Source organism: Mesorhizobium sp. WSM4850, assembly GCF_055811735.1.
Genome location: NZ_JBVVPV010000019.1, coordinates 82,350 through 106,673, shown reverse-complemented (window position 1 = coordinate 106,673; position 24,324 = coordinate 82,350). Strand labels below are relative to the sequence as shown.

The following is a 24,324-nucleotide window of genomic DNA, read 5'->3' as shown; positions in this document are numbered from 1 at the left end:
GTTGGCGAAACCGTCGACGACGGGTCTTTCTCCCCGTCACTATACGGGGAGAAATGCCCGGCAGGGCAATGAGGGGCGGCGCCGACATCGATATGGTATGATAGGAGCATATTCTGCAAACGATCTGACGAGAAATGGATGACCATCTCAAACGAGAAAGCTTTGGAGCACCGACATGGCCGCGAGACGCCGCTAGAGACAGCGGCGCGGCTTCGGGCCGAATTCGGGATCGAACTTAGCAAGCAGGCACGTAAGCCGCTGCCGCGCCCGGTCTATGACGAATTGTCCGGCGAAGACTGATGCTTGTCGACGGGGTCGCTACGGTTAGCTTACGGATCTGGAGACTGTCCCCTGACAGACGGTGATCCCTTCCGCGCCATACTGCGCCGGATCATGCCGAAATCGGCGCCGCCGATGGCGAAGGCGGTGACGAAGTAAAGCAGCGCCCCGCCGGCGACGAGCCCAAGCAGCGTTGCAGTCTTGACCACCAGCGGCGAGCCGGAAGCGAGGCTGGCGGCAAACCAGTGTTCGGCAAAATACAGCGCCGCCGCCATCACCGCGGCCGACAGCACCAGCCGTGGGATGCGTCTCATGAGCGGCACGTCGCGGCCCCAATGGCCGCGCCGGATCAGCACGCCGAGCAGCATCAGCGCATTGACCCAGCCGGCGACGGCCGAGGCGACGGCGATGCCCGGCGCGCCCATCTGCGGAAACAGCGTCAGCGCGGTGGTGATGTTCACCGCCACCGAGATCGCGGCGAAGATCATCGGCGTGCGTGTGTCCTCGCGAGCGAAATAGCCGGGGGTGAACGCCTTGATCAGCACGAAGGCGGGCAGCCCCAAGCCGAAGATCGCCAGGATCGCCGCCACGATCGGCGTCGAGTTGTTTGCGGCAAATGCTCCGCGTTCGTAGACCAGCCCGACGATCGGCTCCGCCAGGACCAGCAGTGCCGCCGCCGCCGGCAAGGTCAGGAACAGCGTGAACTCCACCGACCGGTTTTGCATATTGGCCGCCTCGATCAGATTGCCCGACTTCAGCGCCCGCGACAGTTCGGGCAGAAGCACGATTGCGACGGCGATGCCGACGACGCCGAGCGGCAGCTGGTAGATGCGATCGGCATAGGCGAGCGACGACACCGCACTGTCCTGCGCCGAGGCGATTGCGGTGCCGATCAGCTGGTTGATCTGGGTGATGCCGCCGGTGATCGCCGCCGGCAGCGCCAGGATCAGCAGCCGCTTGACATTGGGCGTCATCCTTGGCCGGCGAAAGCCGATCGAGATGCCGGCATGGCGCACCGCCACCCAGACGATCGCCAGTTGCACCAGCCCCGCCGCCAGCACGCCCCAGGCCAGTGCGAAGCCAACGGTGCGCGCGTCCGATCCCTTGTGCCACGCATAGGCGAGCACGCCGATCAGGATGACGTTCAGGAACACCGGCGCCACCGCGGCGGCGAAATAGCGGCGCAGCGAATTCAGCATGCCGGCCATCATGGCGCCGAGCGACATGCAGATCAGATAGGGAAACATGATGGTCGCGAGCCGGACCGTCATCTCGAACTTTTCCGGCGAGTCGGCAAAGCCCGGCGCCACCAGGTAGCGCACGATCAGCGGCATCGCCAGTTCCATGGCGATGGTCAGCGCCAGCAGCGCCGTGAACAGCACGCCGAACACCTCTTCGGAAAAGCGCTTGGCGCCATCGGTGCCGTGGGTTTCGATCTCCTTGGCGAACAGCGGCACGAAGGCGGCGTTGAAGGCGCCTTCGGCAAACAGCCGCCGGAAGGTGTTGGGAAACTGGAAGGCGGCGTTGAAGGCGTCGGCGATCGGCCCGGTGCCGAGCGCGGCCGCCATCAGCATCTCACGGCCGAAGCCGAGGGCGCGGCTCATCAGCGTGCCGGAAGCGACCGTCGCGAACTTTTTGACAAGGCTCATGCGTCTGGAGACTGCCTGCAGGATTGGGACAAATGAGTGGTGGCTGTCACTCGGCCGCAGCCTTGGCCTTGCCGCCGCGCTCGGGCACGGTGCCTTCGAGGACCGCGATCAGTCTGTTTTTGATAGCGGCCATCCGGGTCGGGCTGTCGATCTTCTGGCCAGTGAGATCGGTGACATAGAAGGTGTCGATGACCTTTTCGCCGAAGGTGGTGATGTGGGCCGAGGCGATGTCGAGCGACAGGTCGGACAACGCCCCGGTGATCTCGGACAGCAGGCCCGGCCGATCCAGCCCCTCGACCTCGATCACCGAGAACCGGTTCGACAGCGTGTTGCGGATTTCGGCGCGCGGCTGGATGCGGAAGACCTTGGCGCCGCGCCGCGGCTTGGTGCGCTTCTCGATCATCTCCGGCAGCCAGCTCTTGCCCGACAGCACGTCCTCGATCAGACGGCCGACGCGCTCGGCGCGGCGGCGCTCGTCCTCGTCGCGGTCGAATTCCCTCGAGATCAGGATGGTGTCCAGCGCGCGGCCATCGGAGGTGGTGAAGATCTGCGCGTCGACAATGTTGCCGCCGGCCGCCACACAGGCGCCGGCAATGACCGACAGCAGGCGGGGATGGTCCTGCGCCAGCACGGTGATCTCGGTCACCGCCTCGAACTGATGGGTCTTGATCATCGTGGCGAGCTTCTTGCCCGCCGCATCCGCCTCGCGGATGAATTCGGCGTGGCGAAGCTGGTCGGCGAGATCGACCGCCAGCAGATAATTCTCATAGTGCTTGGCGACATAGCGCTTGCGGGCCTTTTCCGGCCAATCGGCGAGCGCCTCGGCCAGCTTTTCGCGGGCGGCCGCGGTGCGCATCGCACGCGACACCTCCGAAAACCCGCCGGTCAACAGCAATTCGGTCTCGTAGTAGAGCGTGCGCAGCAACTGCCCCTTCCAGCCGTTCCAGACGCCAGGCCCGACGCCTCTGATATCGCAGACGGTCAGGACGAGCAGCAGCTTCAGCCGTTCGACCGACTGCACGATCGCGGAAAAGTCCTCGATCGTCTTGCGGTCGTTGAGGTCGCGGGTCTGCGCGGTCATCGACATGACGAGATGGTTCTCGACCAGCCAGGCGATCGTTTCGGTGTCGGCCGCCGACAGCCCCATATGCGGGCAGATCCGCCGCGCGATCCGGGCGCCCGCTTCGGAATGGTCCTCGGGCCGGCCCTTGGCGATATCGTGCAGCAGCACCGCGACATAAAGCGCCTCGCGGCTTTTCTTCAGCCCCGGCATCAGCGAGTGGGCAAGCGGGTGGACCTTTTCACCGTCGCCGCGCTCGATCTCGGCCAGCACGCCGATGCAGCGGATCAGGTGCTCGTCCACCGTATAGTGGTGGTACAGCGAGAACTGCATCATGGCGACGATCTTGCCGAAATCCGGGATTAGCTTTGCCAGCAGTCCCGCCTCGTTCATCCGCCTGAGATTGAGTTCGGCATTGCGGTCCGACGTCAATATGTCGAGGAACAGCCGGTTGGCTTCCTCGTCGCGCCTGAGCGCCTTGCCGATGAGGCCGAGCGAACGGGTCAGCAGCTTCAGCGCATCGGGGTGAAATTCCAGCCCGTGCTTGTCGGCGACCCAGAACAGCCGCAGGAGATTGACCGGATCGCGCTCGAACACCAGGTCGTCGGCGATGTTGATGCGATGGTTGTCGATAATGAAATCGGACGTGCCGGCAAGCTTGCGCTTGCGGCGCGAGAAGGTGAGGAAGATACGGTTGAAGCCCGGCACATGCTTGGCCTGCTCTTCCTCCAGCGCCGCGCAGAAGATGCGGGTCAGGTCGCCAACATCCTTGGCGACGAGGAAGTAATGCTTCATGAAGCGCTCGACCGCCGACAGGCCCGGATGTGTGGTGTAGCCCAGGCGCTCGGCGATCTCGCGCTGGATGTCGAAATGCAGCCGTTCCTCGGCCTTGCCGGTGAGGAAATGCATGTGGCAGCGCACCGCCCACAGGAAGTCCTCGGCCTTCTGGAATTCCCGGTATTCGGTGCCGGTGAAGACGCCCTTGTCGACCAGTTCCTCGCCGGTGCGGACCCGGTAGAAATACTTGCCGATCCAGAACAGCGTCTGCAGGTCGCGCAGGCCGCCCTTGCCGTCCTTGACATTGGGTTCGACCAGATAGCGGCTTTCGCCGGCCTTGGCATGACGCTCGTCGCGTTCGGCAAGCTTGGCCTGCACATATTCGGGTCCGGTGGTGCGCACCACCTCGCGGTCGAAGCGCTGCAATAGCTCGTCATAGAGCTTCTGCTCGCCCCACAGGAAACGCGCCTCCAGGATCGAGGTACGGATGGTGATGTCGGTGCGCGACTGCCGCAGGCATTCGTCGATGTTGCGGGTGGCGTGGCCGACCTTCAGTCCCAGGTCCCACAGCACGTAGAGCATGTATTCGACGATCTGCTCGCCCCATGGCGTCTGCTTGTAGGGCAGCAGGAAGAGCAGATCGATATCGGATCCCGGCGCCAGCGTGCCGCGGCCATAGCCGCCGACCGCGACGACGGCCATGCGTTCGGCCGATGACGGGTTTTTGATGCGATAGACGTGGGTGGCGGCGAACTCGTAGAGCGCGCGGATGATTTCGTCCATGAGATGCGACAGCCGGGCGGCGCAGGCTGTGCCGCTGCCGTCGTCCATCAGCATGCGTTCGGCGATGCTGCGGCCGGCGGCCAGCCTGCCCTTGAGAAGCTGCAGAACACCGGTGCGCGCAGCCTTGCCGGAGCCGTCGCCTGCCGTGGCCGCGGTCAGCGCGGTCATCTCGCGGCGCAAGGCTTCGCCGTCGATCAGTTCGTCGAGCTTTAGAGAGATTCTTGCCATAAGTGTCGTTCGGCCTCGCCGTTTTGGCGGCGTCTATAGCGCGTTTTCGCGGCGCTGGGTATGGGGCGGACGGACACGCTCTCCACGGGAGTCGAAACCGGATGATCGCCTCTTGCCGCACTTGATAGATGGTCTTGCTGGACGATGTTGCCAAGCCCGGAAGTGGCGGCGGCCATAAGCATGGAAGCGGTTTGGGTCAGGCAGTCCGGCATGCACCACGGCACCAAAGGTCGAAATTGGCCTTGACCTTCCAGTTACTGGAAGCACTACCTCTGTTGCAAGTTCGAGACAGAGAGGCCTTTCCGCATTGACGCACTCCGACCACCACCATCACGCCCATAGCGGTTGCTGCTCGCCGAAAGCTGCTCCGTCCGTCGCCGACGCAGTCATTCGCGACCCGGTCTGCGGCATGACCGTCGATCCGGCCGCCGGCAAGCCGACCGCCGATCATGGCGGCCATCGCTATCATTTCTGCAGCGAGCGCTGCCGTTCGAAGTTCACGGCCGAGCCGGAAAACTACATTACCGCCACCGATCCGGTCTGCGGCATGCGTGTCGAGCGTGCCGCCGCGAAGCACTTTTCCCGGCATGAAGGCCAGGGCTTCTATTTCTGCTCGGCCGGCTGCAAGGTGAAGTTCGAGGCGGAGCCGGCAAAGTATCTTGGCGACAGGCCGGAGCAGCAGGCGATGCCGAAAGGCACGCAATACACCTGCCCGATGCATCCCGAAATCGTCCGCGACAAGCCAGGCGCCTGCCCGATCTGCGGCATGGCGCTGGAACCGATGGGCGTGCCGACCGGCGACGAGGGCCCGGAACTGGTCGATATCTGGCGCGGATCGTCGAGCTCGTCGCCAAGGCGCAGCGTTCGCGCGCGCCGATCCAGGGCCTGGCCGACCGCGTCTCCTTCTATTTCGTCCCGGCCGTCGTGGTGGTTGCGATCGTTGCGTTCATCGCCTGGGCGATTTTCGGGCCGCAACCCAGTCTGATCTTTGCAATCGTCTCGGCGGTCTCGGTGCTGATCATCGCCTGTCCCTGCGCGCTGGGCCTTGCCACGCCGATGTCGATCATGACCGCCACAGGGCGCGGCGCGCATGCCGGCGTGCTGATCAAGGACGCCGAGGCGCTCGAGCGCTTTGCCTCGGTCGACACGCTGATCGTCGACAAGACCGGCACATTGACCGAAGGCCGGCCGAGATTGACCGAAATCGTCGCTGCCGAGGGCATGGCGGACGATGATCTGCTGGCCATTGCCGCCGGCCTCGAAAAGTCGGGACAGAAGGTGGCGCTCGGCAACGCCGCGATGATGGCCGCTCTCGGCATCGATATCGCATCCATCTCGACCAGCGCCGAGGCGCTGCCGAGGGCAAGACCTCGATGTTCGTCGCCGTCGGCAACAAGCTGGCCGGCATCGTCGCCGTCGCCGACCCGATCAAGGCGACGACATCAGAGGCGATAAAGGCGCTGCACGAGCGCGGCCTGAAGATCATCATGGCGACCGGCAGCGGCGATGAGCCTGTCCTCGGTTTCGGTGATGACCAATGCGTTGCGGCTCAGGGCGTTGAAACTCTGAGCCAAGTCCCCAGATAGGAACTCGTTCAAAAAGGAGATCATGAATGACGTTGGCCAAGAAGATCGTGCTGCTGCTGATGGCGGCCGGAATGCTGCTCGCCGTTTTCCTGGAAAGCATTCCGTCGCAAGCCCAGGAGACGAAACACGACATGGGGGCGCACGACATGGGAGCGATGGGCGCGCCGGGTGCCTCGACCGATGGCTACAAGGCGGCGATGGACAAGATGCACACCGCGATGACAGCGATCGAATATTCCGGCAATGCCGATGTCGATTTCGCCCGCGGCATGATCCCGCATCACCAGGCGGCTATCGACATGGCCAAGGTCGAGCTTGCCAATGGCAAGGATCCGGAAATGCGCAAGCTGGCCGAAGCGGTGATCGCGGCGCAGGAAGCCGAGATCAAGCAGATGCAGGATTGGCTGGTCGCCCATCCGGTGGAGTAGACATCGGGCAGTCTGCAGGCAATCCAGGGCAGGACTTTCGTCTGGATTTCTCCCGAAAGCTGTGGTGCCATCGGGTCTCGACTGGAGCGCGCCATGCCGTCAACGATAAGAACCACGACATTGCCCTCGGGCGAAGCCGTTCCCGTGCTGGGTCAAGGCACCTGGAAAATGGGCGAGGACGCCCGCCGCCATGCCGATGAGGTCAATGCCCTGAAGCTTGGGCTGGATCTCGGCATGACGCTGATCGACACCGCCGAAATGTATGCCAGCGGCGGCGCCGAGGAAGTGGTGGCGGATGCTACTGCCGGGCGCCGCGACGAGGTGTTCCTGGTCTCCAAGGTGCTGCCGTCCAACGCCTCGCGCACCGGCGTGCCGGCTGCCTGCGAGGCAAGCCTCAGGCATCTGCGCACCGACCGCATCGATCTCTATCTGCTGCACTGGCCCGGCAGCGTGCCGCTGCCGGAAACGGTCGAGGCCTTCGAAGCGTTGAAAAGGGCCGGCAAGATCCGCCATTGGGGCGTCAGCAATTTTGACACTCATGAGATGGAGGAACTGGTCAGCCTGCCGGCCGGCGACGGCGTCCAGACCAACCAGATCCTCTACAATCTGTCCCAGCGCGGCCCCGAATTCGACCTTGCGCCCTGGAGCCGGCAGCGCGGCATTCCGCTGATTGCCTATTCGCCGGTCGATCAGGGCGTATTGGCGCGCAACGCCAGCCTCGAAACCATCGCCGCCCGCCACGATGCGACGCCGGCTCAGCTGGCGCTGGCCTGGGTGATGGCACAGGACGGCATCATCGCCATTCCAAAGGCCAGCAAGCAGGAGCATATCCGCCAGAATGTCGCGGCGCTCGACATCGAGCTTACGCGTGAGGATTTCACCGAAATCGACCGCGCCTTCCCACCGCCGAGGCGCAAGCAGGGCCTGCAGATGATTTGAGGGATGGGAGCGGACGAGGCCCAGCTATTTCCCCGCCATTCCCTTCAGCCGATACAGCGCCTCCAGCGCCTCCCGCGGCGTCATCTCGTCGGGGTTGATCGCTCCGAGCGCGGCGCCCAGTGCATCGTCCTTCACCGGCTTCGGCGATTCCCGTTTCAGCGCCACCGAAAACAGCGGCAGATCGTCGACCAGCCGGTTGGCCTTGCCCGAAACCTCGCCAGCTTCCAGTTGGTGCAGCACTTCCCTGGCCCGCCCGACCACCGCCTCCGGCAAGCCGGCCAGGCGCGCCACCTGCACGCCGTAGGAGCGGTCGGCGGCACCCTTGTCGACCTCGTGCAGGAAGACCACGTCGCCTTCCCATTCCTTGACCCGCATAGTGACATTGTGCAGTCGAGCGAGCTTGCTGGCCAGCGCAGTCATTTCATGGAAATGGGTGGCAAAGATCGCCCGGCAGCGGTTTTTCTGGTGCAGATACTCGACCGCCGCCCAGGCAATCGACAGGCCGTCGAAGGTGGCGGTGCCGCGGCCGATCTCGTCGAGGATCACCAGCGCGCGTTCGCCGGCCTGGTTGAGGATCGCCGCCGTTTCGACCATCTCGACCATGAACGTCGAACGGCCGCGCGCCAGATCGTCGGAGGCGCCGACACGTGAAAACAGCCGGTCGACGACGCCGATATGGGCTGATGCCGCCGGCACGAAGGAGCCGGTCTGGGCGAGGATGGCGATCAGCGCGTTCTGCCTGAGGAAGGTCGATTTGCCGCCCATATTCGGGCCGGTCAGCAGCCAGATCGCGCCGTTTCTGGCATTGCCTTCCGGCGACAGATCGCAATCATTGGCGACGAACGGTCCTTCGCCCGAACGCCGCAGCGACTGTTCCACCACCGGATGCCGTCCGCCCGAAATGGCGAAGGCGAGGCTCGCGTCCACGATGGGTCGGCACCATGCCTCGCTTTCGGAAAGCAGCGCCAGTGCCGCCGACACGTCGAGCACGGCGAGTGCTTCGGCGCCGGCGCGGATCTTGTGCGCCTCGCCGACGGCTTCCGCCGTCAGCCTGTCGAAGGCGGCAAGCTCGATCGCCAGCGCCCGGTCGGCGGCATTGGCGATCTTCGATTCCAGCTCGGCCAGTTCGGTCGTGGTGAAGCGCATGGCGTTGGCCATGGTCTGGCGATGGATGAAGCGCGCCTTCGCCCCGTCGCTGCTCGTCATGATCGCATGGTTGTTGGCGGTGACTTCGATGTAGTAGCCAAGCACATTGTTGTGCCGGATTTTCAGCGAGCGGATGCCGGTTTCGTCGATCAGCGAGCGCTCCAGCCCGGCGATCACCTTGCGCGATTCATCGCGCAGCGCCCGCATCTCGTCGAGCTCGGCGTTGTAGCTGGAACGGACGAAGCCGCCGTCGCGCTTGAGCAGCGGCAGCTCGTCGGCGAGCGCCCGTGTCAGATGCTCGGCCAGCGGGCGCGGCAGCGCCTCGATCGCCGCCAGCGCCGCCGCCAATTCTGGCGACAGGGCGGTCGCCCCAAACAGTTCGGCAATAGCGCCGGCGGCCTCGAACCCGGCACGCAGCGCGCCGAGATCGCGCGGGCCACCGCGGTTGAGCGCCAGCCGCGACAGCGCGCGTGGCATGTCGGCGACACTCTTCAGGCTCGCCCGCACCGCCTGGCACAGCCGTGTCTCGGACCGGAAGAACGACACCGAATCCAGCCTTGCGCCAATTGCCGCCGGATCGGTCAGCGGCGCCATCAGCCGGTCGGCGAGCAGCCGCGCGCCGCCGCCGGTCACCGTGCGGTCGATCGCCTTGAACAGCGAGCCCTCGCGGCTGCCGGACAGCGTGCGCAGCAGTTCCAGATTGGCGCGTGTCGCCGGATCGATGAACAGCGTCGAACCCTGCTCCTCGCGCTCGGGCCGCGACAGCGGCGGCCGCTCGGCCTTCTGCGTCTTCTCGACATAGGCGATGGCGCCCGAGATCGCCGACAGTTCGGCGCGGGAAAACGTGCCGAAACTGTCCGGCGTCGCCACCTCGAAGAAACGGGCGATGCGCCCGGCGGCCGACGCTGAGTCGAACAGGCTCGGCGGCTGCGGACTGGCGATGCGGCCGAGCACATCGAACACCGGTTTCAGCTCCGGATCGTAAAACACCGGCTCGGCGACGATCAGTTCGCGTGGGTCGACGCGAAAGACATCGGCGAGCAGCCGGTCGGCGCTGGTCTCGGCAACGCGGAAGGCGCCGGTCGAGATCTCGATCCAGGCCAGCGCAAAACTTCCTTGGTTCCCTGTCGCGCTGCCGCGCTCCCCGCTTCTTTGTTCGGCTCCGCCCTTGACCCGGCCAAGTGCCATCAAGAAACTCGATTCCGACGGCGCCAGCAATTTGTCCTCGGTGATGGTGCCGGGCGTTACCAGCCGCACCACGTCGCGGCGCACCACCGATTTGCCACCGCGTTTCTTCGCCTCTGCCGGATCCTCGATCTGCTCGCAGACGGCGACGCGGAACCCTTGTCCAATCAGCTTCTGCAGATAATCGTCGGCGGCATGCACCGGCACGCCGCACATCGGGATGTCGAGGCCCTGGTGCTTGCCACGCTTGGTCAGGACGATGCCGAGCGCCCGGCTCGCCTTCTCGGCGTCGTCGAAGAACAGCTCGTAGAAATCGCCCATGCGGTAGAACAGCAGCGAATCCGGGTTCGCCGCCTTTATCTCGATATACTGCTCCATCATCGGCGTTGCCGGCGCAAAGGCCGGCGTAGCGCTGTCGCTGCGAATGGGCGTTTCGTCGTTCAAGAAGTTGCTTCCAAAATTTCCCAAGCCATCTGCTTGGCGGTTTACAGCGGCGAAGTGTAGCCTTAATCCCGAACGTTCCACAAAAGAAAGCACCGCGCCCGTCTCAACGAGGTGCTGCACGGGTGAGGAAATCGAAAGCATCATGGCCAAGAAAACCGAAAGCAACGGCCCCTCCGTCAGTGCGCAGGAGGCGCTGGAATTCCACGCCATGGGCCGCCCGGGCAAGCTGGAGATCGTCGCCACCAAGCCGATGGCCACCCAGCGCGACCTAAGCCTCGCCTATTCGCCGGGCGTCGCGGTTCCGGTGCTTGCCATTGCCGAGGATCCCAGCCGCGCCTTCGACTACACGGCGCGCGGCAACATGGTCGCCGTCATCTCAAACGGCACCGCCATCCTCGGCCTCGGCAATCTCGGCGCGCTGGCCGCCAAGCCGGTGATGGAAGGCAAGGCGGTGCTGTTCAAGCGCTTCGCCGATGTCGATTCGATCGATCTCGAAGTCGACACCGAGGATGCCGAAGAGTTCATCAATTGCGTGCGTTTTCTTGGGCCGTCGTTCGGCGGTATCAATCTGGAAGACATCAAGGCGCCGGAGTGCTTCATCATCGAGCAGCGGCTGCGCGAACTTATGGACATACCGGTCTTTCATGACGACCAGCACGGCACCGCCATCATTTCGGCGGCCGGCCTGATCAACGCGCTGGAAATCACCGGCCGCGACATGAAGACCACCAAAATGGTCTGCAACGGCGCCGGTGCCGCCGGCATCGCCTGCATCGAGCTGATGAAGGCGATGGGCTTTGCGCCCGAAAACATCATCCTGTGCGACACCAAAGGCGTCGTCTTCCAGGGCCGCACCGAAGGCATGAATCAGTGGAAGTCGGCGCATGCCGTCAAGACCGACGCACGCTCGCTGGCCGAGGCGCTCGACGGTGCCGACGTGTTCCTCGGCCTCTCGGCCAAGGGCGCGCTGACCACCAAGATGGTGCAGTCCATGGCCGAGAAGCCGATCATCTTCGCCATGGCCAACCCCGATCCGGAGATCACGCCGGAGGAAGTCGCCGAAATCCGCGCCGATGCCATCATGGCCACCGGGCGTTCGGACTATCCGAACCAGGTCAACAACGTGCTCGGCTTCCCTTACATCTTCCGCGGCGCGCTGGACGTGCGGGCGACCACCATCAATGACGACATGAAGATCGCCGCGGCGCGTGCGCTCGCCGAACTGGCGCGCCAGGATGTACCCGACGACGTCGCCGCCGCCTACCAGGGCATGCGGCCGAAATTCGGCCCCAACTACATCATCCCGGTGCCGTTCGACCCGCGCCTGATCTCGGCCATTCCGATCGCGGTTGCCAAGGCCGCGATGGAATCCGGCGTCGCGCGCAAGCCGATCCTCGACCTCGACCGCTACGCGCAGGAGCTGTCCGCCCGCCGCGATCCGATCGCCTCGACGCTGCAGCGCATCTACGACCGTGTGCGCCGCCAGCCCAAGCGCATCGTTTTCGCCGAGGGCGAGGAGGAGCAGGTGATGCGGGCCGCCGTCTCCTATGTGAACCAGCGGCTCGGCACCGCCATCCTGCTCGGCCGCGACGATATCATCAAGGAGAACGCCAGGAACGCCGGCATCGAACTGAACAAGCAAGGCATCGAGATCATCAATGCCAGGCTGTCGCGCCGCAACGGCGTCTACACCGACTATCTGTACGAGCGCATGCAGCGCAAGGGTTTCCTGTTTCGCGACTGCCAGCGCCTGATCAACAACGACCGCAACCATTTCGCCGCCTGCATGGTGGCGCTGGGCGATGCCGATGGCATCGTCACCGGCGTCACCCGCAACTACTCGACGGCGCTCGACGACATCCGCCGCATTATCGACGCCAAGCCCGGCCACCGCGTCATCGGCGCCTCGATCGTGCTGGCGCGGGGCCGAACCGTGATTGTCGCCGACACCGCCGTGCACGATATGCCGAATGCCGAACAGATCGCCGACATCGCCGAGGAGGCCGCCGGCTTTGCCCGCCGCATGGGTTATGAGCCGCGGCTGGCCATGCTTGCCTATTCCACCTTCGGCCATCCGCAGGGCGAGCGCTCCGAACGCATCCAGGAAGCGGTGCGCATCCTCGACAAGCGGCGCGTCGATTTCGAATATGACGGCGAGATGGCAGCCGACGTGGCGCTCAGCGCACGCGCCATGGCGCAATACCCGTTCATCCGGCTGACCGGCCCGGCCAATGTGCTGATCATGCCGGCCTTCCACTCGGCCTCGATCTCGACCAAGATGCTGCAGGAGCTCGGCGGCTCGACCGTCATCGGCCCGCTGCTGGTCGGCCTGGACAAGCCGGTTCAGATCGTCTCGCTCAACGCCAAGGACAGCGACATCGTCAACATGGCGGCGATTGCCGCTTATACGGCGGGGGCCTGAGGAGCGAGCGCCTCTTCCTAAATCAGGCCTGCCTGCTCAGCCTCGTGGCGTAAATTCTGCCGCGGCCTTGGCCCGATCTGCTGGATCACCAGCCCGGCCGCCAGCGAGCCGAGATCGCCGCAATGCTTCAGGCTGCGGCCTTGTGTGTAGCCGTAGAGGAAGCCGGCGGCATAGAGGTCGCCGGCGCCGGTGGTGTCGACCAGCTCGCGGATTTCCGTCGCATTAATGGTGACCGTCTCGTCGCCGCGCACGATGACCGAGCCCTTTTCGGAGCGGGTGACGGCGGCGATCTTGCAATCCTTGCGGATCTGGGCCAGCGCCTCGTCGAAGGAGGCGGTCTGGTAGAGCGACTTGATCTCGTGGCTGTTGGCAAAGACGATGTCGACGGTGCCCGAGCGCATCAGCTCCAGAAACTCGTCGCGGTAGCGGTCGACGCAGAACGAATCCGACAATGTCATCGACACTTCGCGCCCGGCTGCATGGGCGAGCTTCGCCGTCTGCCGGAACGCTTCCTTGGCGCGCGGCGGGTCCCACAGATATCCCTCGAAATAGGTGACGGCGGCGCCAGACGCCTTGTCCGCTTCGACATCCTCAGGACCGAGCTCGACGCAAGCGCCGAGATAGGTGTTCATCGAGCGCTCGCCGTCCGGCGTGACGAAGATCATCGAGCGCGCCGTTGGCGGTTCGCCTTTGAGCGGCCTGGTGTCGAAGGCGACGCCCTGCGCGTGCATGTCATGGGCGTAGATTTCGCCGAGCGTGTCGTTCGAGACCTTGCCGAAGAAGGCGGCGCGACCGCCGAAGCTGGCGACGCCCGCCGCCGTGTTGCCGGCGCTGCCGCCGGAGGCTTCGATGGCCGGGCCCATGCGGCTGTAGAGCAGCTCGGCGCGCCTCGTATCGATCAAATTCATCGCGCCCTTGATGATGCCGTTCGTCTCAAGGAATGCCTCGTCGCACTGGGCGATGATGTCGACAATGGCATTACCGATACAAAGCACGTCATAGTTCGGCATCAATCATGTCTCCGCGAAAAACCACCGGCTTTCTGGCATGCCGGCCGCGGGCGGGTCTAGCGATTTGATGCGGCTTTGCCTAGCCAACAATCACGGTTGGATAATGATCGAAGCATTTCTTTCGTGCCTCGCTTACAAGGATGGCGTCGCCGATCAATGTTCCCCCGAAGGTTGCGAACCCGCCATGCCTGCAAAAACCGACATGAAGACCGAGCTGGCGCTCCTCATTGCGCTCGCGGTGCTGTGGGGTGCTTCCTATACCTTCATCAAGATCGGCGTCGAGACGATCCCGCCGGTAACGCTGATCGCAGCCCGAACGTTGATTGCGGGTGGAATTCTTCTCGCCCTCATCCGCTGGCGTGGCCTGACCCTGCCGCGCGATACCGCCAGCTGGCGTCGGTTCGCGTTCCAGGCATACCTCAACAGCGTTGTGCCGTTCACGTTGATAGCCTCGGCCGAGCGCTCGCTAGACGCCGGCCTGGCCACGATCCTGAATGCGACGTCCCCAATCTTCACCTTCTTGCTGACCGCGCTCATCACGCGCCACGAACCAGTGACCATGCGCAAACTGTCCGGCGTCGGTGCGGGAACAGCTGGAATATGCCTCATCGTCGGCACCCAGGCGCTTGGCGGCCTTGGTCACCAGTTGTGGGCGCAGCTTGCCGTCGTCGCGGCGACGGTCTGCTACGCAGGTGCCGCCATTTTCGGTCGCGGCTTCAAGGGCCTCGATCCGATGATTCCAGCCGCCGGTTCGATGCTTTGCGGCGCCGCGATACTCGTCCCCCTCAGCCTTGTGTTCGACCGCCCTTGGGCGTTGGCGCCATCAACGGCCTCGATCCTTGCTCTGCTCGGACTTTCGGTTTTTTCAACTGCGCTGGCCTTCTGCCTTTATTTCCGGCTCATCCATACGCTGGGCTCCGTCGGCACCACCTCGCAGGCCTATCTGCGCGTGCCGATCGGCGTGGGTATCGGGGCCGTATTCCTCGGCGAGAGCCTTGGCCCGACGGCGTGGTGGGGAATGGCCCTTGTTGTCGCCGGCGTGGCTGCGATGACCATTCCTGTCCGCAAGCCGGTGTTTGCGCGGTAACTTGCGTTATCAGCAGCAGTTGCGCTGATGATTTCCCTGTCCTATCTCGGGGGGCGTCCTGCCCAAAACGGGCGCGTTGCATATGGGTTTGAAACGCGATGATACTCGACGCCGCCCGCGCCGCCCTGAGCCGGCTGTTCTCGCCCGAATTCCGCTCGGTTTTCATCGAGACGCTGGGGCTCACCTTGCTGGCGCTGGTGGCCTTGTGGTTCGGGTTGACGAGCCTTGTCGAGTGGCTGGCCTTGCCGTGGTTGGAGTCCCTGATACCCGGCCTGCCGTCCTGGGCCGGCTGGTTGGGCGGCATCATCGCCGCCATCGCCCTTGCCTTCGGTCTGGCCCTGCTGATCGCGCCGGTGACGGCGATCATCGCCGGCCTGTTCCTCGACGCCGCCGCCGAACTGGTCGAGCGCACCGACTATCCCAATGACCCACCCGGCCGCGCGATGCCGGCACTGCGCTCGCTGGTGTTGGCGATCAAATTCTTTGGCGTCGTCATCGTCGGCAACCTTTTGGCCTTGCTGCTTCTGCTGGTGCCGGGCATCAACATCGCCGCCTTCTTCATCGTCAACGGCTATCTGCTGGGACGTGAATTCTTCGAATTCGCCGCGATGCGCTTTCGCCCGGAGGCCGACGCCCGGGCGTTGCGCAAAAAACATGCCGTCACGGTGTTCCTCGCCGGGCTGGTTGTCGCTGCCTTCCTCGCAGTGCCGCTGCTCAACCTTTTGACGCCGCTGTTCGCCGCCGCCATGATGGTACATCTGCACAAGGCGATCTCGGCGCGGGAAGCGGCTTAGGAGTGCTGATGTTCTGGTGATGCAGGCTTGCGAATGGCGGTTGTAGCCAAACGTTACGCTCCGTTCCGTTTTGTTGGGTTCGGCGCTAGCGTAAAAGAAAACCACGTCCCAACTCGTCCTCGGGTTCGACGATGAATTCGGCCCGGCCGCTGTAGAAGGCGCGGCCGCCGACACGGGCGATGATGGCATCATGCGGCCCGGTTTTCGCGGTCCTCGCCACGCTGCCGGAAAAGCGCGAGCCGGCGATACTCTCGAACAGCCGCGTCTGGCCGGCGATTTCGCCCCTGGCATGCATCGCCGCCAGCCGCGCGGTGACGCCCGATCCGGTCGGCGAGCGGTCGACCTGAGCCTCGGCGAAGACGCATATGTTTTTGGTCGGGCTATCGGAATATGCGTCCTGTCCGTCGGTCAGGATGGTGCCGTAGAGAAAGGCAAGCTCGGCATGGTCGGGATGCGACAGCGGGAATTCCTTCTCCAGCTTCTCCGTCAGTGCCGTCGCCGCATCGACGAAATCGCACACGCGGTTTTCGCCGAACTCCAGCCCGAACTGCCGGCAATCGGCGAGCGCATAGAAGGCGCCGCCATAGGCGATGTCGAATCCGATCGCCCCGTAACCCGGCAATTCGATCTGCTGGTCGCGGGCGAACAGAAAGGCCGGCACGCTTTCGAATGACACAGCACCGGCCTTGCCGTCCTGCACCTCGACCGAGGCGACGACCAGCCCGCACGGCGCCTCGATGTTGACTGTCGTTAGCGGCTCCTGCCGCGCCACCAGCCCCTCGTCGACGGCGTAGCGGCCGAGCGCGACGATGGCGTGGCCGCACATCGTCGAATAGCCCTCATTGTGCATGAACAGCACGGCGAGGTCGGCGCCGGGCAGGTCGGGTTCCACCAGCAGCGCGCCATACATGTCGTAATGGCCGCGCGGCTCGAATATCAGGATCTTCCTGAGATGATCGAGATGATCGCGCACATAGGCGCGTTTTTCCAGGATCGTGCCTGCAGGAATCCTGGGATAACCACCGGTGACGATCCGCAGCGGCTCGCCGCCGGTGTGCATGTCGACGACGCTGAGCTTCATGCGTTGGGTTCGGCAAACAACGCCTGCAGCTTGCCGAACGGCATGGCGGTGCGGGTGAAGCCGAAGGTGCCGTCCTGCTGGATCTCGCGCGCCGCCGTTTCCAGCATGCCGAAGGCGTAGTTGGTCAGCCAGGGCCCGAGCGAAATGCGCTTGACCCCTGCCTGGGCAAGATCGGCGATGGTGAAGCCGGGCCTCACCATGACGTTGACCGGCTTGGTCAGCGCCGAGCAGACGGTTTGCACCGTCTCGACATCGCCGAGGCCTGGCGCGTAGAGCACGTCGGCGCCGGCCTTCTCGAAGGCCTGCAGCCGCTTGATCGTGTCGTCGATGTCTGGCCTGCCCCACAGAAAATTCTCGGCCCGCGCGGTGAAGACGAAGTCGTGCTTCAGCGCCCGTGCCGCCTCCGCTGCAGCGGCGACGCGCTCGACGGCATGCGAAAATTCATAAATCGGCTTGTCGGGCTCGCCGGTGTGGTCCTCGATCGAGCAGCCGGCGAGGCCTGCCGCTTCGGCTGCGAAGACAGTTTCCGCGGCACTTGTCGCGCTGTCGCCCTTGCCCTTCTCAAGGTCGGCCGAGACCGGCAGGCCGGTCGCCGCGGTCACGTCGCGGCAGTGGTGGATCATCGCCTCGAAGGTCACCGCGCCATCGGGCAGGCCGCGCGAAAAGGCAAAGCCGGCGCTGGTCGTCGCCAACGCCTTGAAACCGAAGGAGGCCAGCAGTTTCGTCGTGCCGACGTCCCAGGGGTTGGGCATGACGAAGATCGAACTGTGCAGGTCGCGAAAGGTCTTGCCCTTGTCCATGGATGCTCCCCAGAGTGCGAAGCGCATTTTATCCCGCCACTGCCCGCCGGGCAAACGAATGCGATTGGGTCAGAAGCGATTGGCGTTCTCTCCTGCCAATTTGTCCAGTGCGTCGGACCCCTTGACGTACGCGGCCCCTTCCCAATGGTAGGTGACGGAGATGTCGCGCGAGGAAGCCTCGGGCGCCGCATCGTCGCAGCTTTCGCCATTCGGCATGGTGGCATCGGTCACCGTCGCCTTGATGGCCGCATAGGGCTGGCCTTCCGCAGCGGTCTGAAACGCCAACTCCTGCGTGCGCCTGTAGGCGCACAGGGATACGTCGAACGTAGAGATCATGTCGATCAGCTCGAACCTGTCGTCGCGGACCAGGATCAGCGGCGTGCTCACATAGCCCTGGCTCGAATTGAAATGCGTGCTCAGGGTGATGATGACGTCATCGCCTAGCCCGATCGGAAGCTTGCCCGGATCGCGGAAATAGGTGCTCCGGTCGACGGCGACATTGACAGCGTCGAGCAGTCTCGGCTTGCCGGCAAGATCGTAGAGCGCCAGCACCGCAAAGCCCTCTGCGCTGTCGGAGGAACTGCCGAGGTCGAACAGCATGGCCAGCCGTTCCTTGCCGCCGGCCCTGATCTGGAGCACGCCAGCATTGGAAAAGCCCGACGTTTCGGGCGGCGAGCCACCGCTATCCCCACCTTCGATATGGCGCATCTCGATCGGCATGGAGCCACGGTAGAAGCCATCCTTGTCCGCCGCCAGATCGGGAATGACCATCCTGGCGAGGTCGAGATAGGTCGTGTTCTCGTGGCCGGGGAGGGTGCTGCCAAGGTCCGGGAAGCTGACGCCCTGCGCGCTGGCCGCGGCCCACAGACACGGCAGCAGCAAGCAGGCGAGGGTGAAGCGAGACAGGATCGAGTTCATAGGCTGGGCGCATCCCACTGTCGGACATTGGCAAGCTAGCATAGGCGCCTGGCGCGTCCAGCCGGATAACAACCTGAAGACCAGATCAGGGGATCGGCACCAGCCCGGCCAGCTCGCGCATGTCGTCAAACAGGATGCCGCCGGCCTCGGTCAGGCCGTCGCGGTCGGAATGCGGGTCGCCGTAGTAGGAAAATACGCGCATGCCGGCGGCAATGCCGGCTAATGTCCCGGCGACGCTGTCCTCGATGACGATGCAGTCGGCTGGCGCGAAGCCCATCGTGCTTGCGGCATGCAGGAACAGGTCGGGAAAAGGCTTGCCGCGCGAAACCATGGTCGAGCTGAACAGTGCATGCTCGAACAGCGGCAGCAGCCCGGTCTGGCCGAGCGTGATGTGCATTTTACTCACCCGCGCCGACGAAGCGACGCAAGTTGCGATGCCGGCAGCGTGCACGGCTTCGATGAACTGCCTGACATAGGGGACGGCTTCGACGCCATGCGCGAACAGGTCCGGCAGACCGGCGTTCCAACGGTCGACGAAATCGGCGCCGAGGCTGGCGCCGGTCGCCTCGACTTCCTTCTGCACCGAGACCATGGCGCGGCCGGAGAAGTTCTTGCGGCAATATTCGAAGCTTGCCGGGTAGCCGGCGGCGCTGAGCCATTCGGCGAGGCGCCGATTGGCCAGGTTCTCGGTGTCGACCAGAACCCCGTCGCAATCGAAGATGACGAGTTTGGGTAGCGACATCAGGCCGTGCCGGTCGATCCGAAGCCGCCGGAGCCGCGCGTCGTTCCGCCGGCCAAGCTGCGCTCATCGACCGTCGCCTGCGTCACCGGGGCGAAGACGATCTGCGCGATCCGCATGCCGCGCGTCACCGCGAAATCCTCGTCGCCAAGATTGATCAGCAGCACCTTGACCTCGCCGCGATAGTCGCTGTCGATGGTGCCCGGCGTGTTGAGACAGGTAAGCCCGTGCTTGAAGGCGAGGCCCGAGCGTGGCCGGACCTGGCCTTCCACCCCCTCCGGGATCTCCAGGATCAGTCCGGTCGGCACCAGCGCGCGTTTTCCCGGCAGGATCAGCAGCGGCCGGTCGTCCGGCACCGCGGCGCGCAGATCCATGCCGGCGGCGCCCGCGCTTTCATAGGCGGGAAGCGGCAGGCCTTCACCATGTGGCAGCCTGATGAAGCCGACGGCCGGACCGATGACGGAGGAAGTGTAGAGTGCTGCGCGCATGAGGCTGATCCTATCGCTGTCAACGCCGATTCAGTCAACTCGGCGGCCAGGCTATCAACGGCTTTCTTTCAGCGCAGTTCCGTTTCAGCGCAGTTCTACGGGAATGATCGTCGTCTCCTTGATCTCCTCCATGACGAAGGACGCCGAAACATCCGACAGCGCCACCTTGGCGATCAGCCGCTGATAGAGCCGGTCATACGCCTTCACGTCGGCGACGCGGGCACGCAATACATAATCGAGGTCGCCGGACATGCGGTAGACGCCGGTGATCTCGGGAAAACTGGTGACTGCCGCCCGGAATTTCTGCAGCCAGTCCGGATCGTGGTTGGAGGTCCGGACCAGGATGAACACCGAAAGGCCAAGGCCAAGCTTGTCGGCATCGACCAGCGCCACCCGGCCGGTGATGACTCCGTCTTCTTCGAGCCGCTTGACCCGGCGCCAGCAGGCGTTGCGCGACAGCGACACTCTTTCCGACAATTGGTCGACCGACAGCGTGCCGTCGCGTTGCAGTTCGGCCAGCAATCTTCGGTCGATCTCATCGATTTCCAGCGGCATGTGGGATGTTTGTCCCAATAATTGGCCAAACACAAGGATGATTTGGGACCGATGAACCGAAAGCTTGTGCCAGAATATTCAGCATCGGGGGCTTACCCAGCCAGGAGGGATCACCATGACGACACGGCTTGCAAGGCTCTTTACCTCTCACCCGGCCAAGGTGGGCGAGACCTATTTCAGCCATATGGCCTTCGCGGCGTGGTTCTGCTCGCGTCTGTTCATGGCAGCGTTCGCCGCACTCATTCACGCTTTCTTGCCGTTTCTGTTCGAGACTACGGCCAGCCGAATCATCCGCGAGCTCTATGAGCGCACGCACAACAGAGGCACACACGCGATCAAGGAGCCTGCGGCTCTCATGGATCGCGCCTGAGGGGGATTAAGCGATGTGCCGGTGGGCGGCCTACCTCGGCGAAGCGGTTTTCCTCGAAGACATCGTCACGGCACCCTGCCATTCGCTGATCGCCCAGAGTCATTGCGCCCAGGAAGCCAAGTCGCCGACCAATGGCGATGGCTTTGGTCTCGCCTGGTACGGCGACCGGCCCGAACCGGGTCTCTATCGCGACATCCTGCCGGCCTGGTCCGATCCCAATCTGAAGAGCCTGTGCCGGCAGATCAGGTCCAGCCTGTTCCTTGCCCATGTGCGCGCCTCGACCGGCGGCGCCACCAGCCGCATGAACTGTCATCCCTTCACTGCCGGCCGCTGGTCGTTCATGCACAACGGCCAGATCGGCGGCTTCGAAAGAATCCGCCGCGCGCTGGAAAATGCGCTCTCCGACGATGTCTTCGATCGCCGCGAGGGCACCACCGATTCCGAACTTTTCTTTCTCCTGATGATCGACGAGGGTCTGGCGGGCGATCCGCAAGGCGCAGTGTCGCGCGCTACGGCGCGGGTGATCGACGCCTCGCGCCGCGCCGGCTTCGAACCGGCGCTGAGACTTACCGCCGCCTTGTCGGACGGCGAATCGCTCCATGCGGTGCGCTATGCGACCGATGCCCACGCGCCGACCCTCTACACCTCCGTCTTCCGCAATGGCGGCGGGCGATGCCTTATGTTGGAGCCTTTCGACCGTGATAGCGGCGACTGGCAGCCGATCCCGCCCTCTAGCTTCGTCACCATTACCAGAGACGGCATGACCATTCGTCCGTTTGCGCCGGAGCCGGCAAGACTGGCGCTGGCCGTGTAGATCCCTCGCTATCGCGGAATATCGCGGGACGGTGCCGACCTCAGCAGACCCTTGCAGCGCAATTCCAATCAAGCACCGCCAGTCCTCGAATGCTGAACTCGGCTTGAAGACGCGCCGTAGTTCGCCATTTGGTGAGGCTGGCGCCGCTAGCAAGCCGGAGCATTGGTCATGGACCTCGTCTTTTCCTCCACCAGAGAATTGGCTGCCGCGATCCGCGACCGCAAGATTTCCGCCGTGGAAGCGCTGGACGCGCATTTGGCTGAGATCGACAGGCATAATGAGGCGGTCAACGCGGTCGTCACGCTCGACAGGGAAGGGGCTCGCGCTCGCGCGAAGAAGGCCGACGAAGCGCAAGCGCGCGGCGACGCTCTCGGGCCGCTGCACGGCGTGCCGTTCACGCTGAAGGACACTCACGAAACAGTGGGGATGAAGACGACGGTCGGCTTTCCGCCTTTTGCCGACTATGTGGCGAGAAAAGACAGCCCGGTCGTTCTCAGGTTGAAGGCGGCCGGCGGCGTGCTGGTCGGCAAGACAAATGTCGCAACGATGCTGGGCGACTGGCAGTCGAACAACCCACTGTTCGGCCGCACCAGTAATCCGTGGGATCAATCGCGCACCGCCGGCGGTTCCAGCGGGGGAGCGGCGGCAGCACTTTGCGCTGGCATGACGCCATTCGAACTCGGCACCGACATGCAGGATTCGATCCGCCTGCCGGCAGCCTTCTGCGGTGTCCACGGCCTCAAGCCGACCGAGCATCGCGTCTCCTTGGCCGGCGCCTTTCCCGATCCCGGTGGCGTACCGCGCGGCGTACGGCTGATGTCCTGCATCGGTCCGCTGGCCCGCAACGTCGAAGATCTGGCGCTGATCCTGAGGATCATTGCAGGACCGGATGGCAGCGACACCGACCTTGCCCCGGTGCCTGTCGAGGGCACGCCGGAGGTTGATCCCAAGACCCTGCGCATCGCTTTCGCGCCGGCCTTTCCGGGTTTTCCGGTAGCCGGCGAGATCAGGGCCGCGGTCGAAAGTCTGGCCGAGCAACTCAAGTCTGCGGGGGCAGCCGTCGAGGAAGCAAGACTGCCGACGCTCGACCTGCATGACGATCTGACGCAAGGCGGCGCGCTGATCGGCATGATGCTGGAGGCTGCGCAACCGGAGCCGCCAGAAGAACCGACACCGGTCTCGCGCTGGTTCGAGGCGCTCGCCCGCCGCGACCAGTCAATCCTTGCCTGGGACTGGTTTTTCGAAGGTTGCGATGTCTTGCTTTGCCCCGTCGCCATGACCACGGCCTTTCCGCATTGCGAGCCGGGAACACCAATCAAGGTCGATGACAGGGAGCAGAGCTACTGGCTGCTGCCAGCCTATGGCGCGGTGTTCAACTACAGCGGCCACCCAGCACTGTCGATGCCCTGCGGGCAGGACCGCGACGGCCTGCCCATCGGCTTGCAGCTGGTCGGCCGTCGCTGGTCAGAATCGCGGCTGCTTGGCATCGCCAGGGCGATAGCGCCGCTGAGCGGCGGTTTTCGCCCTCCGCCCGGCTATTGAGCAAACCGCGCCAACCCATAGGGCTCAAGCAGCGGGTCGCGCGCGTCGTCCAGTATTTCCCGGCCGGCGAACAGGCCGACGGCAGGCGCCAGCGTGATGCCGGAATGCATGACCGCGACATAGAGGCCGCTCACGCCTTGAGCCCGTCCGATGATCGGAAAGCCGTCGATCGGCGTCGGCCGATAGCCGACAGTGTGAAAATCCAGATCCAGCCGGTCGGCGCCGCGCAGCATGGTTTTCATCGACGCATACAACTCGCGGGCTGTGGCTTCGGTATCCATGCCCGGATCGGCGCCGCCGAAATCCGAGCCGGCGATGATGCGGCCCTCGGCAGTCTGGCGCATGTGCAGCCGGTCGCCGATCACCAGGCCGTTGAGCAGCTTTTCGTACGGGCGTGAATGGACGATCAGGCCGGGCGGCGTCTCGATCGGCAGTTTTAGCCCGGCCGTTGCCGCAATTGCCGCAGAGCCGGCGCCGGCCGCGATCACCACCTCGTCGGCGACAATCCGTCCGCCTGACGTATCGACGCCGCTAATCCTGCCATTGGTCTGTATCAGCGCGGTGACTGTCGTGCTGGTAATCACCCGCGCGCCAACCCGCTCGGCGTCGGCCAGCAGCGTCTGCGTGGCCGCGACCGGTTCGGCCACGCCCTCCTCAGCGACGTGAAGGGCGAAGTCGGGAAGCTCGGTCAAATTGGGCTCTATACGTGCGGCTCCCACGCGGTCGACGCGCTCGATCCCGTAGCCCCAGGCGGAATGCTCGGCGGCATAGGCCTCAAGCTCGGCCGGCGGCATGTCCCAGCACAGGCCGCCGCACCAGGCGAGCGGAATGCCGGGCACGTCATGGGCAAGCCGCGTCCACTCGGCCATCGAACGGGTACGCAGCCGGAAATACGGCTCTGGATTGCCCCAACTGGCATTGATCCAGGCAAAGGAATTCGGCGTAGCGACACCGCCGGCGCCGCTGTCGGCAATGATCGTCACGTTCGCGCCAGCCTTCGCCAGATGCCAGCCGATGGACGCGCCGATGATGCCGGCGCCGACGACGATGACGTGCTTGGCTGCGCTCATGGATGGACCTTTATCGAACCGCCTCATGTTGATGCCATTGCGGCGGACCTATCTCAAGGCGGGGCAACCGCCCAAAATTGTTCGACAGGCTGCAAAAGCGCTGCTAGAAGCCCGCGCACCACATGGGATT

General features: G+C 64.4%; 21 protein-coding genes and 2 pseudogenes. 11 read left to right on the top strand and 12 right to left on the bottom strand.

Annotated features, from left to right (window positions below; translation table 11 throughout):
• Positions 1-138 precede the first annotated feature (138 nt).
• Positions 139-300, top strand: coding sequence for a hypothetical protein (locus tag AC0L2Z_RS19230; RefSeq protein ID WP_023803758.1), 162 nt, complete (start codon positions 139-141; stop codon positions 298-300).
• Between the two features lie 29 nt (positions 301-329).
• Here the strand turns inward: AC0L2Z_RS19230 and murJ are convergent, their stop codons facing one another.
• Positions 330-1,928 (bottom strand): murein biosynthesis integral membrane protein MurJ, encoded by a 1,599-nt coding sequence (murJ, locus tag AC0L2Z_RS19225; RefSeq protein WP_473629020.1) that lies wholly within the window; start codon positions 1,926-1,928, stop codon positions 330-332.
• A gap of 46 nt (positions 1,929-1,974) precedes the next feature.
• Positions 1,975-4,776 carry a [protein-PII] uridylyltransferase gene (locus AC0L2Z_RS19220; protein WP_473629019.1) on the bottom strand — a complete coding sequence of 934 codons (2,802 nt, stop codon included), beginning with the start codon at positions 4,774-4,776 and terminating at the stop codon, positions 1,975-1,977.
• 307 nt (positions 4,777-5,083) lie between these two features.
• On the opposite strand from AC0L2Z_RS19220, the pseudogene AC0L2Z_RS19215 reads away from it, so the two are divergent.
• Together AC0L2Z_RS19215 and AC0L2Z_RS19210 are read left to right on the top strand one after the other, a co-directional pair.
• Positions 5,084-6,051 (top strand): annotated as a pseudogene (locus AC0L2Z_RS19215) (HAD-IC family P-type ATPase); the annotation flags it as partial.
• Between the two features lie 98 nt (positions 6,052-6,149).
• Positions 6,150-6,218, top strand: a pseudogene (locus AC0L2Z_RS19210) (hypothetical protein); the annotation flags it as partial.
• Here AC0L2Z_RS19210 and AC0L2Z_RS19205 read toward each other — a convergent pair.
• Positions 6,219-6,386: a hypothetical protein gene (locus tag AC0L2Z_RS19205; RefSeq protein WP_287226952.1), complete on the bottom strand. Its 168-nt coding sequence runs from the start codon at positions 6,384-6,386 to the stop codon at positions 6,219-6,221.
• Between the two features lie 2 nt (positions 6,387-6,388).
• Here AC0L2Z_RS19205 and copM point away from each other — a divergent pair, with 2 nt between their 5' ends.
• Both copM and AC0L2Z_RS19195 read left to right on the top strand, forming a co-directional pair.
• A complete protein-coding gene (gene copM / locus AC0L2Z_RS19200) occupies positions 6,389-6,790 on the top strand; it encodes a CopM family metallochaperone (protein ID WP_128168323.1) in 402 nt (133 codons plus the stop codon).
• Positions 6,791-6,883: 93 nt separating this feature from the next.
• Positions 6,884-7,729, top strand: coding sequence for an aldo/keto reductase (locus AC0L2Z_RS19195; RefSeq protein WP_473629018.1), 846 nt, complete (start codon positions 6,884-6,886; stop codon positions 7,727-7,729).
• Positions 7,730-7,753: 24 nt separating this feature from the next.
• Here the strand turns inward: AC0L2Z_RS19195 and mutS are convergent, their stop codons facing one another.
• Positions 7,754-10,441 carry a DNA mismatch repair protein MutS gene (gene mutS / locus AC0L2Z_RS19190; protein WP_473629022.1) on the bottom strand — a complete coding sequence of 896 codons (2,688 nt, stop codon included), beginning with the start codon at positions 10,439-10,441 and terminating at the stop codon, positions 7,754-7,756.
• A 205-nt stretch (positions 10,442-10,646) separates the two neighbouring features.
• On the opposite strand from mutS, the gene AC0L2Z_RS19185 reads away from it, so the two are divergent.
• Positions 10,647-12,926, top strand: coding sequence for an NADP-dependent malic enzyme (locus AC0L2Z_RS19185; RefSeq protein WP_128244462.1), 2,280 nt, complete (start codon positions 10,647-10,649; stop codon positions 12,924-12,926).
• A 17-nt stretch (positions 12,927-12,943) separates the two neighbouring features.
• On the opposite strand, the gene AC0L2Z_RS19180 is transcribed toward AC0L2Z_RS19185, so the two are convergent.
• On the bottom strand, positions 12,944-13,936 hold the full coding sequence (locus tag AC0L2Z_RS19180) for an adenosine kinase (protein WP_473490612.1): 993 nt from the start codon (positions 13,934-13,936) through the stop codon (positions 12,944-12,946).
• Between the two features lie 184 nt (positions 13,937-14,120).
• Between AC0L2Z_RS19180 and AC0L2Z_RS19175 the strand changes: the two genes are divergently transcribed.
• Together AC0L2Z_RS19175 and AC0L2Z_RS19170 are read left to right on the top strand one after the other, a co-directional pair.
• Positions 14,121-15,023 (top strand): DMT family transporter, encoded by a 903-nt coding sequence (locus AC0L2Z_RS19175; protein ID WP_473629017.1) that lies wholly within the window; start codon positions 14,121-14,123, stop codon positions 15,021-15,023.
• Between the two features lie 98 nt (positions 15,024-15,121).
• Positions 15,122-15,817, top strand: a complete 696-nt coding sequence (locus tag AC0L2Z_RS19170) for a sulfate transporter family protein (protein WP_473629016.1) — start codon at positions 15,122-15,124, stop codon at positions 15,815-15,817.
• 85 nt (positions 15,818-15,902) lie between these two features.
• Here the strand turns inward: AC0L2Z_RS19170 and AC0L2Z_RS19165 are convergent, their stop codons facing one another.
• The 6 genes from AC0L2Z_RS19165 to AC0L2Z_RS19140 all read right to left on the bottom strand — a co-directional run bounded on the left by AC0L2Z_RS19165 (position 15,903) and on the right by AC0L2Z_RS19140 (position 20,398).
• On the bottom strand, positions 15,903-16,898 hold the full coding sequence (locus tag AC0L2Z_RS19165; RefSeq protein WP_473629015.1) for a proline racemase family protein: 996 nt from the start codon (positions 16,896-16,898) through the stop codon (positions 15,903-15,905).
• On the bottom strand, positions 16,895-17,698 hold the full coding sequence (locus AC0L2Z_RS19160) for an isocitrate lyase/PEP mutase family protein (protein WP_287344930.1): 804 nt from the start codon (positions 17,696-17,698) through the stop codon (positions 16,895-16,897). Before AC0L2Z_RS19160 ends, AC0L2Z_RS19165 begins: the two co-directional genes overlap by 4 nt.
• A gap of 69 nt (positions 17,699-17,767) precedes the next feature.
• Complete coding sequence (locus AC0L2Z_RS19155; protein WP_473629014.1) at positions 17,768-18,616, bottom strand: hypothetical protein; 849 nt, start codon at positions 18,614-18,616, stop codon at positions 17,768-17,770.
• Between the two features lie 85 nt (positions 18,617-18,701).
• Positions 18,702-19,358 carry an HAD family hydrolase gene (locus AC0L2Z_RS19150; protein ID WP_287055152.1) on the bottom strand — a complete coding sequence of 219 codons (657 nt, stop codon included), beginning with the start codon at positions 19,356-19,358 and terminating at the stop codon, positions 18,702-18,704.
• A complete protein-coding gene (gene dut, locus AC0L2Z_RS19145) occupies positions 19,358-19,843 on the bottom strand; it encodes a dUTP diphosphatase (protein ID WP_287194544.1) in 486 nt (161 codons plus the stop codon). Before dut ends, AC0L2Z_RS19150 begins: the two co-directional genes overlap by 1 nt.
• Before the next feature lie 84 nt (positions 19,844-19,927).
• Complete coding sequence (locus tag AC0L2Z_RS19140; RefSeq protein WP_128183289.1) at positions 19,928-20,398, bottom strand: Lrp/AsnC family transcriptional regulator; 471 nt, start codon at positions 20,396-20,398, stop codon at positions 19,928-19,930.
• Positions 20,399-20,513: 115 nt separating this feature from the next.
• On the opposite strand from AC0L2Z_RS19140, the gene AC0L2Z_RS19135 reads away from it, so the two are divergent.
• From AC0L2Z_RS19135 to AC0L2Z_RS19125, 3 genes are all read left to right on the top strand, one after another.
• The gene (locus AC0L2Z_RS19135) at positions 20,514-20,768 is read left to right on the top strand and encodes a DUF6356 family protein (protein WP_128244455.1); all 255 of its coding nucleotides are present in this window, start codon (positions 20,514-20,516) and stop codon (positions 20,766-20,768) included.
• A 13-nt stretch (positions 20,769-20,781) separates the two neighbouring features.
• Complete coding sequence (locus AC0L2Z_RS19130) at positions 20,782-21,582, top strand: class II glutamine amidotransferase (protein ID WP_473629013.1); 801 nt, start codon at positions 20,782-20,784, stop codon at positions 21,580-21,582.
• Positions 21,583-21,750: 168 nt separating this feature from the next.
• On the top strand, positions 21,751-23,124 hold the full coding sequence (locus AC0L2Z_RS19125; protein ID WP_473629012.1) for an amidase: 1,374 nt from the start codon (positions 21,751-21,753) through the stop codon (positions 23,122-23,124).
• On the opposite strand, the gene AC0L2Z_RS19120 is transcribed toward AC0L2Z_RS19125, so the two are convergent.
• A complete protein-coding gene (locus tag AC0L2Z_RS19120; protein WP_023803736.1) occupies positions 23,118-24,194 on the bottom strand; it encodes an NAD(P)/FAD-dependent oxidoreductase in 1,077 nt (358 codons plus the stop codon). The genes AC0L2Z_RS19125 and AC0L2Z_RS19120 overlap by 7 nt on opposite strands.
• Between the last annotated feature and the right edge of the window lie 130 nt (positions 24,195-24,324).

Bases quoted from the DNA above. Each gene is read 5' to 3' on its own strand.
- AC0L2Z_RS19205 (WP_287226952.1), bottom strand. From the start codon at position 6,386: ATGATCTCCTTTTTGAACGAGTTCCTATCTGGGGACTTGGCTCAGAGT.
- AC0L2Z_RS19170 (WP_473629016.1), top strand. From the start codon at position 15,122: ATGATACTCGACGCCGCCCGCGCCGCCCTGAGCCGGCTGTTCTCGCCC.
- dut (WP_287194544.1), bottom strand. From the start codon at position 19,843: ATGCGCGCAGCACTCTACACTTCCTCCGTCATCGGTCCGGCCGTCGGC.
- AC0L2Z_RS19230 (WP_023803758.1), top strand. From the start codon at position 139: ATGACCATCTCAAACGAGAAAGCTTTGGAGCACCGACATGGCCGCGAG.
- AC0L2Z_RS19135 (WP_128244455.1), top strand. From the start codon at position 20,514: ATGACGACACGGCTTGCAAGGCTCTTTACCTCTCACCCGGCCAAGGTG.
- mutS (WP_473629022.1), bottom strand. From the start codon at position 10,441: ATGATGGAGCAGTATATCGAGATAAAGGCGGCGAACCCGGATTCGCTG.
- copM (WP_128168323.1), top strand. From the start codon at position 6,389: ATGACGTTGGCCAAGAAGATCGTGCTGCTGCTGATGGCGGCCGGAATG.
- AC0L2Z_RS19175 (WP_473629017.1), top strand. From the start codon at position 14,121: ATGCCTGCAAAAACCGACATGAAGACCGAGCTGGCGCTCCTCATTGCG.
- AC0L2Z_RS19160 (WP_287344930.1), bottom strand. From the start codon at position 17,698: ATGGACAAGGGCAAGACCTTTCGCGACCTGCACAGTTCGATCTTCGTC.
- AC0L2Z_RS19130 (WP_473629013.1), top strand. From the start codon at position 20,782: ATGTGCCGGTGGGCGGCCTACCTCGGCGAAGCGGTTTTCCTCGAAGAC.
- AC0L2Z_RS19150 (WP_287055152.1), bottom strand. From the start codon at position 19,358: ATGTCGCTACCCAAACTCGTCATCTTCGATTGCGACGGGGTTCTGGTC.
- AC0L2Z_RS19180 (WP_473490612.1), bottom strand. From the start codon at position 13,936: ATGCCGAACTATGACGTGCTTTGTATCGGTAATGCCATTGTCGACATC.
- murJ (WP_473629020.1), bottom strand. From the start codon at position 1,928: ATGAGCCTTGTCAAAAAGTTCGCGACGGTCGCTTCCGGCACGCTGATG.
- AC0L2Z_RS19125 (WP_473629012.1), top strand. From the start codon at position 21,751: ATGGACCTCGTCTTTTCCTCCACCAGAGAATTGGCTGCCGCGATCCGC.
- AC0L2Z_RS19155 (WP_473629014.1), bottom strand. From the start codon at position 18,616: ATGAACTCGATCCTGTCTCGCTTCACCCTCGCCTGCTTGCTGCTGCCG.
- AC0L2Z_RS19140 (WP_128183289.1), bottom strand. From the start codon at position 20,398: ATGCCGCTGGAAATCGATGAGATCGACCGAAGATTGCTGGCCGAACTG.
- AC0L2Z_RS19195 (WP_473629018.1), top strand. From the start codon at position 6,884: ATGCCGTCAACGATAAGAACCACGACATTGCCCTCGGGCGAAGCCGTT.
- AC0L2Z_RS19220 (WP_473629019.1), bottom strand. From the start codon at position 4,776: ATGGCAAGAATCTCTCTAAAGCTCGACGAACTGATCGACGGCGAAGCC.
- AC0L2Z_RS19165 (WP_473629015.1), bottom strand. From the start codon at position 16,898: ATGAAGCTCAGCGTCGTCGACATGCACACCGGCGGCGAGCCGCTGCGG.
- AC0L2Z_RS19120 (WP_023803736.1), bottom strand. From the start codon at position 24,194: ATGAGCGCAGCCAAGCACGTCATCGTCGTCGGCGCCGGCATCATCGGC.
- AC0L2Z_RS19185 (WP_128244462.1), top strand. From the start codon at position 10,647: ATGGCCAAGAAAACCGAAAGCAACGGCCCCTCCGTCAGTGCGCAGGAG.